This is a genomic window from Streptomyces lacrimifluminis (assembly GCF_014646095.1).
Lineage (GTDB): Bacteria > Actinomycetota > Actinomycetes > Streptomycetales > Streptomycetaceae > Streptomyces > Streptomyces lacrimifluminis.
The window spans coordinates 1-6,368 of sequence record NZ_BMMU01000077.1; the positions used below are offsets into that span (position 1 = coordinate 1).

At 69.5% G+C, this 6,368-nt stretch carries 1 protein-coding gene; it reads right to left on the minus strand.

What is annotated here, in order from left to right:
- Positions 1 to 6,368: type I polyketide synthase (locus tag IEY89_RS39645; protein ID WP_229695727.1), on the minus strand; the 6,368-nt coding region annotated here is incomplete at both ends.

Here is a 6,368-nt window from a genome sequence, read left to right on the forward strand (position 1 = left end):
CGCTACGGGACACCAGCAGCAGACGCCGAACGCCATGCTCCGTCACCAGATGCCGCGCCACTAGACCACCCAACGTCCCGGAAGCACCCGTCACCAGGACGGTCGATTCGGGGCTGAAAGCGGGCGAGCCAGCTGGCTCTGTGCGCTCGGCCCGAGCGAGTCGCAGTGCGAGCAACTCGCCGTTTCGCACCGCTATCTGCGGTTCGTCACAAGCGAGGGCCGCGGGCAGTGTCTGCAGCGAGTCCTGCGCCGTGTCCACATCCACCAGCACAAAGCGACCCGGGTGCTCCGACTGCGCCGAGCGCATCAGCCCCCACACCGGGGCGACGGCCGTGTCGGCTTCGCCGTCGTGCACGCTGGTGCCGACGGCCCCGCGAGTGAGAACGACCAGCCGCGACGACTCGAACCGTTCCTCTCCCAGCCACGACTGCACCAACTGGAGGGCACGGTGCGCGTGGCCGTGGATCGCTTCGGCCGAAGGCGCCTCCGCCTCGCCGGTGAACTGGGTCACCACCACCCCAGGCACATTGTCCAGGGCCGCAATCTCTGCGAGGTGTTCGTGGACTGCCATGCTGGGGAGTCGGTCGCCGACGCCCAGCGGGTCGGCCCCCAGCACCGCCCAGCCCGCCGCTGCGCCGGATCCTGCCGCCTGGGCTCGCTCCGGGACGCGAACCCAGTCTGGCCGGAACAGCGACTGCCGGACGGTCGTGTCGGCCACCTTGAGCTGGCTGGTGACGACCTGTCGTACGACGAGCGAGTCGATCGACGCGACCGGTCGGCCGTGGGTATCGGCGACGTCGATCGAGACCGTGTCCTCCTCTGCGCGCGATGTGATCCGCACCCTCAGGGCAGCGGCTCCGTAGGCATGCAGCCGCACCCCATTCCAGGAGAAGGGCAGCCGGGCGCACCCCTCACCGGCCGGGGGCAGCAGCCCGAGGCCGAGGCCGTGCAAGGCGGCGTCGAGGAGCGCGGGGTGGATACCGAAGGAGCCCGCGTCGGAGGCGACATCAGCAGGCAGTGCGACCTCGGCGTACACCTCGTTGAAGACCTCGTCACCGCGTCGCCATGCGGCGCGTAGTCCTTGGAAGGCGGGGCCGTAGCCATAGCCTTGGCGGGTCAGCTGGTCGTAGTAGCCGTCGATGTCAAGTGACTCTGCGCCGGGCGGCGGCCATGCCGTCAGGTCTGCGGCAGCGGAGTTCCCCGACTCGGTGAGAACTCCGGTCGCGTGCCGGGTCCACGGCACATCGGCGCCGGCCGTCTCGGGCCGGGAGTGGAAGCTGAGTGACCGGCTGCCCGTGTCGTCGGCGGCAGTCACGCTCAGCTGGATCCGCATCGCGCCGTTCGCGGGCAGGATCAGCGGGGCCTCGAGGGTCAGTTCTTCGACCATGTCACAGCCGACCTCGTGCGCGGCACGGATGGCGAGTTCAACGAACCCGGTTCCGGGCAGCAGAACGGTGCCGGAGACGGCATGGTCGGCGAGCCAAGGGTGGGTCCGCAGAGACAGCCGTCCCGTCAGCAGGTAACCGTCGGTGTCGGCGAGCGGGATAGCCGCGCCCAGCATGGGGTGCTCAGCGGAGGCGAGACCAGCCGCCGCGACGTCGCCGCTGCCGGAGGCATCGTCCTCGAGCCAGTAGCGGTTGCGTTGGAAGACATAGGTGGGGAGGTCGACACGGGTCGGCTTGTACACGGAGAAGTACGCCGACCAGTCGACGGCGACCCCGTTGGCGTGCAGTTCGGCCGCGGCTTTCAGGAAGCTGTCCATACCGCCTTCGTCGCGGCGCAGTGTGCCGGTGGCCACGACATCGGCGGTCTCCTCAATGCCGATGGTCAGCACCGGATGTGCGCTGGACTCGACGAACGTGCCGTAGCCGTCGGCGACCAAAGCCCGCACCGCGTCCTCGAAGCGGACCCTCTGCCGCAGATTGCGGTACCAGTACGCCGCATCCAGCGTGGCCGTGTCGATCAGAGCGCCTTCGACTGTCGAGTAGAACGGAATCTCCGCCGCGCCGGGGCTGATCGGGGCCAGCACATCTAGGAGTTCGGCCTCGATGCGCTCCACATGGACCGAGTGTGAGGCGTAGTCCACCGGGACCTGCCTGGCCCGAATGTCCTGCGCCTGGCACGCCGCCACAAACTCGACAATGGCGTCGGTGTCTCCGGCCACCACCGTGCTCAACGGGCCGTTGACCGCGGCCACACTCAACTGGCCCGCCCAGTCTGTCAGCTTCTCCTCTGCCACAGCCAGCGGAAGGGGTATGGATGCCATGCCACCCAGGCCGGCCAGCACACGGCCGATCACCTTGGCCCGCAATGCAACCACACGCGCTGCGTCCTCCAACGACAACGCACCGCTGACGGCGGCAGCCGCGATCTCACCCTGCGAGTGACCGACCACGGCACCGGGCACGACACCCAACGAACGCCATGCCTCGGCCAATGACACCATCACAGCCCAGGTCACCGGCTGAACCACATCCACCCGATCCAGAGCCTCACCGTTCTTGACGACGCCGATCAGGTCAAAGTCCACGAACGGAGCCAGCGCAGCAGCGCACTCCCCTAGACGAGCCGCGAACGCTGGCGACTCCTCCAGCAGCTGGGCACCCATACCCACCCACTGCGTCCCCTGACCCGGGAACACAAAGGTGATCATCCCGGCGTCCGTCGTCGTCCCCTGCACCAGCCCCGGCACACTGCCGTCCTCGGTCAGTGTCCGCAGACCGTCCAGAAGTTCCTCGCGGTTCTCGCCGATCACCACCGCACGGTGCTCGAAGGAGGAACGACCCGTCGCGAGCGAGAAACCCACATCGATCGGGTCCAGCTCCGGCCTTGTCTCCACGGACGACAGCAACCTCTCCGCCTGCGCCCGCAGCGCCCCCGCCGTTCTACCCGACACCAGCCACGGCACCACGCCCGCCACCGGAACCGGGATGTCCCCGGCCTCAATCCGCTCAGGCTCCGGCGCCTCCTCCAGTACGGTGTGTGCGTTCGTCCCGCTGATGCCGAAGGACGACACTCCCGCGCGGCGCGGACGCCGGGTCTCCGGCCACGCCCGCTCCTCCGTCAGCAGCGACACCGCCCCCGACTCCCAGTCCACCTGCGGGGTCGGCTCCCCCACATGCAGGGTCTTCGGCAACACGCCGTGCTGAAGGGCCAGCACCATCTTGAGGAGCCCGGCGGCGCCGGATGCGGCCTGGGTATGGCCGATGTTGGACTTCACCGAGCCGAGCCACAGTGGGTGTTCCGGGTCGCGGTCCTGCCCGTAGGTGGCCAGCAGCGCCTGCGCCTCGATCGGGTCACCCAGCTTCGTACCCGTACCGTGCGCCTCCACCACATCCACCTCAGCCGCCGACAGACCGGCATTCGCCAACGCCTGCCGGATCACCCGCTGCTGCGACGGACCATTCGGAGCCGTCAGACCATTACTCGCACCATCCTGATTCGTCGCCGTACCCCGTACCAGAGCCAGGACCTTGTGGCCGTTGCGCTCAGCGTCCGACAGCCGCTCAAGCAGCACCATGCCGATCCCCTCGGACATGCCCATCCCGTCGGCATCGGCCGAGAAAGCACGGCACCGTCCGTCCACGGACAACCCGCGCTGCCTGCTGAATTCGGTGAACGAGGCGGGAATCGCCATGACCGACACACCGCCCGCAAGAGCGAGTTCGGACTCGCCCTGGCGCAGCGACTGGGCCGCCAGGTGCAGGGCGACCAACGACGACGAGCAGCCGGTGTCGAGAGTCACGGCTGGGCCTTCGAGACCGAGGATGTACGAGACACGGCCCGAGGCGATGCTTGCGGTGTTGCCCGTGCCGAGGTATCCCTCGACACCTTCCGGTACCTCGCGCAGCCGCGAGCCGTAGTCGTGGTAACTGACCCCGGCGAAGACCGCCGTACGGCTGCCGCGCAGCGAATGCGGGTCGATACCCGCCCCCTCCAGGGCCTCCCACGATGTCTCCAACAGCAGCCGCTGCTGCGGGTCCATGGCGAGGGCCTCACGCGGCGAGATATTAAAGAAGCCCGAGTCGAACTCGGCAGCGTCGTGGAGGAATCCGCCATGGCGAGTGTAGGTTTTGCCCGGCTGCTCGGGGTCCGGGTCGTAGAGACCCTCGATGTCCCAGCCGCGGTCGGTGGGCAGTTCGGAGATGACCTCCCCGCCCGCGGTGAGCAGTTCCCACAGGGCTTCGGGGGACTCGATGCCGCCAGGGAAGCGGCAGCTCATGCCAACGATCGCGATCGGGTCTTCACCCACGGGGAGTACGGCGGGGGCGGTGACCGCTCCGGTACCGGTCGTGCTGTCGTTCGTACCGAGGATCTCGTCACGCAGATAGGCGGCTAGGACCGTCGGGTTCGGGTGGTCGAAGACGAGCGTCGCAGGCAGGCGCAGGCCGGTGGCGGTGTTGAGGCGGTTGCGCAGCTCGACCGAGGTGAGCGATTCGAAGCCCAGCTCGCGGAAGGCCCTGCCCGGATCCACCTCGTCCGGGGAGGAGTGTCCCAGGACTGATGCCGCCTGTGTACGTACGAGACTCAGCAGGGCCCTGTCCCGCTCTGCGGCCGTGGCAAGGGCGGCGAGCCGCTGTGCCAGCGGCGAGGACTCGGCACGCTCTGCGGCCGGCACGGCGGTGCCGCCGCTGGGGCGAGATGCCACGTCGAGGATCTGCTGGGCCTCGGGCACGCCACTGAGTAGCGGGCGCGGCCCGGCAGAGGTGAAGACGGGGACGAACCGCTCCCAGTCCACCTCGGCGACCGCCACGAAGGTCTCACCACGCTCGATGACCTGGCGCATGGCGGAAAAAGCCGTGTCCGGGTCAAGGAAGGGCAGTCCGCGGGCCTCGAGCTGCTCGGGCTTCACACCGTCCGGCAGCCGATCCGGGTCCCACACGTTCCAGACGCCCCAGGCAATGGAGCTGGCCGTGAGGCCGCGTGCGCGGCGCTCCTCGGCTATGGCGTCGAGGTAGGCGTTGGCGGCCGCGTAGGCACCGTGGTCGCCGCTGCCCCAGACCCCGGCGATCGAGGAGAACAGGACGAAGGCATCCAAGGACTCATCGTCGAGCAGCTCGTCGAGGTACCGGGCCCCGTTCACCTTGGCGGCGAGGACGTCGGCGAACTCGCCGAGCCCCGACTCGGCGAGCGAGGCGAGCTCGATGAAGGCGGCGGCATGGATGACCGTACGGATCACCGAGCCCTCGGCCTTGAGCCCGGCGAGGAGTGTGGCGATGGAGTCGCGATCGGCGGCGTCGCAGGCGGCCACGGTCAACCGGGTTCCTGAGGCGGCGAGTTCAGCCTCAAGCTCGGCCATACCGGGGGCGGAAGGTCCGCGGCGACTGGTGAGGACGACATGTTCGGTGCCGGTGTTGGCGAGCCAGCGGGCTATGAGCGGGCCGAGGGCACCGGTGCCGCCGGTGACGACGGCCGTGCCGCGGCTGCACCAGGTGTCGGTGGAGGCATCGGGCCCAGTGGCGCCTTCGGGGCGCGGGGTGCGGACGAGGCGGCGGGCGAGGACGCCAGAGGCACGTACCGCCACCTGGTCCTCGCCGTTGAGCCCGGCCAGCACGGCGCACAGGCGGGCCTGCGCCCGCTCGTCGAGCGTCTCGGGTAGATCGACCAGGCCGCCCCATCGCTGTGGCTGTTCCAGCGCGACGACGCGGCCCATTCCCCACACCTGTGCCTGGAGCGGGCTGGTCACACGGTCCGCACCGCTGACCGACACCGCACCCCGGGTAGTCATCCATACGGGGACGGCGAGGTCCATGTCGCCCAGCGCCTGCACCAAGGCGAGGGTGGCGGCGACACCGGCAGCCATCGACGGGTGGGCGGTGTGCGGTCGCTCGTCGAACGCAAGGAAGGACAGTACGGCGACAGGCTGTTGGTTCTCCGTCGAGTCGAGCGACCCCAGGGCCGCCGTCAACGCCCTGGCGAACGGGACGCGTTCGGCCTCCGTCGCGGGGACGACGATGTCCAGGACCTGTGCGCCGCGACTGGTCAGGGCGGCACGAGAGGCGGCCACCGCCGCATCTTCGGTGTGTCCTTCGGGGGCCACCAGGAGCCAGGTACCGGACAGCCCGGCCGAGGTGCCGGACTCGGAGACCGGGCGCCAGGCCAGACCGTAGCGCCAGCTGTCCACCGTGGCCTCACGGCGACGCTCCCGGCGCCAGTTGGCGAGCGCGGGGAGTACCACGCTGAGCGGTGCGTCGGCGTCTGTGGCGAGTGTGCCGACCAGTGTCTGCCAGTCCTCGCGCTCGACGGCCTCCCAGAAGCGGGCGTCCACGGCGTCCGGGGTGGAGGCGTCGACGGCGGCTACGTCGGGGCTCTCGAGCCAGTAGCGTTTGCGTTGGAAGGCGTAGGTAGGCAGGTCGACACGACTGGGC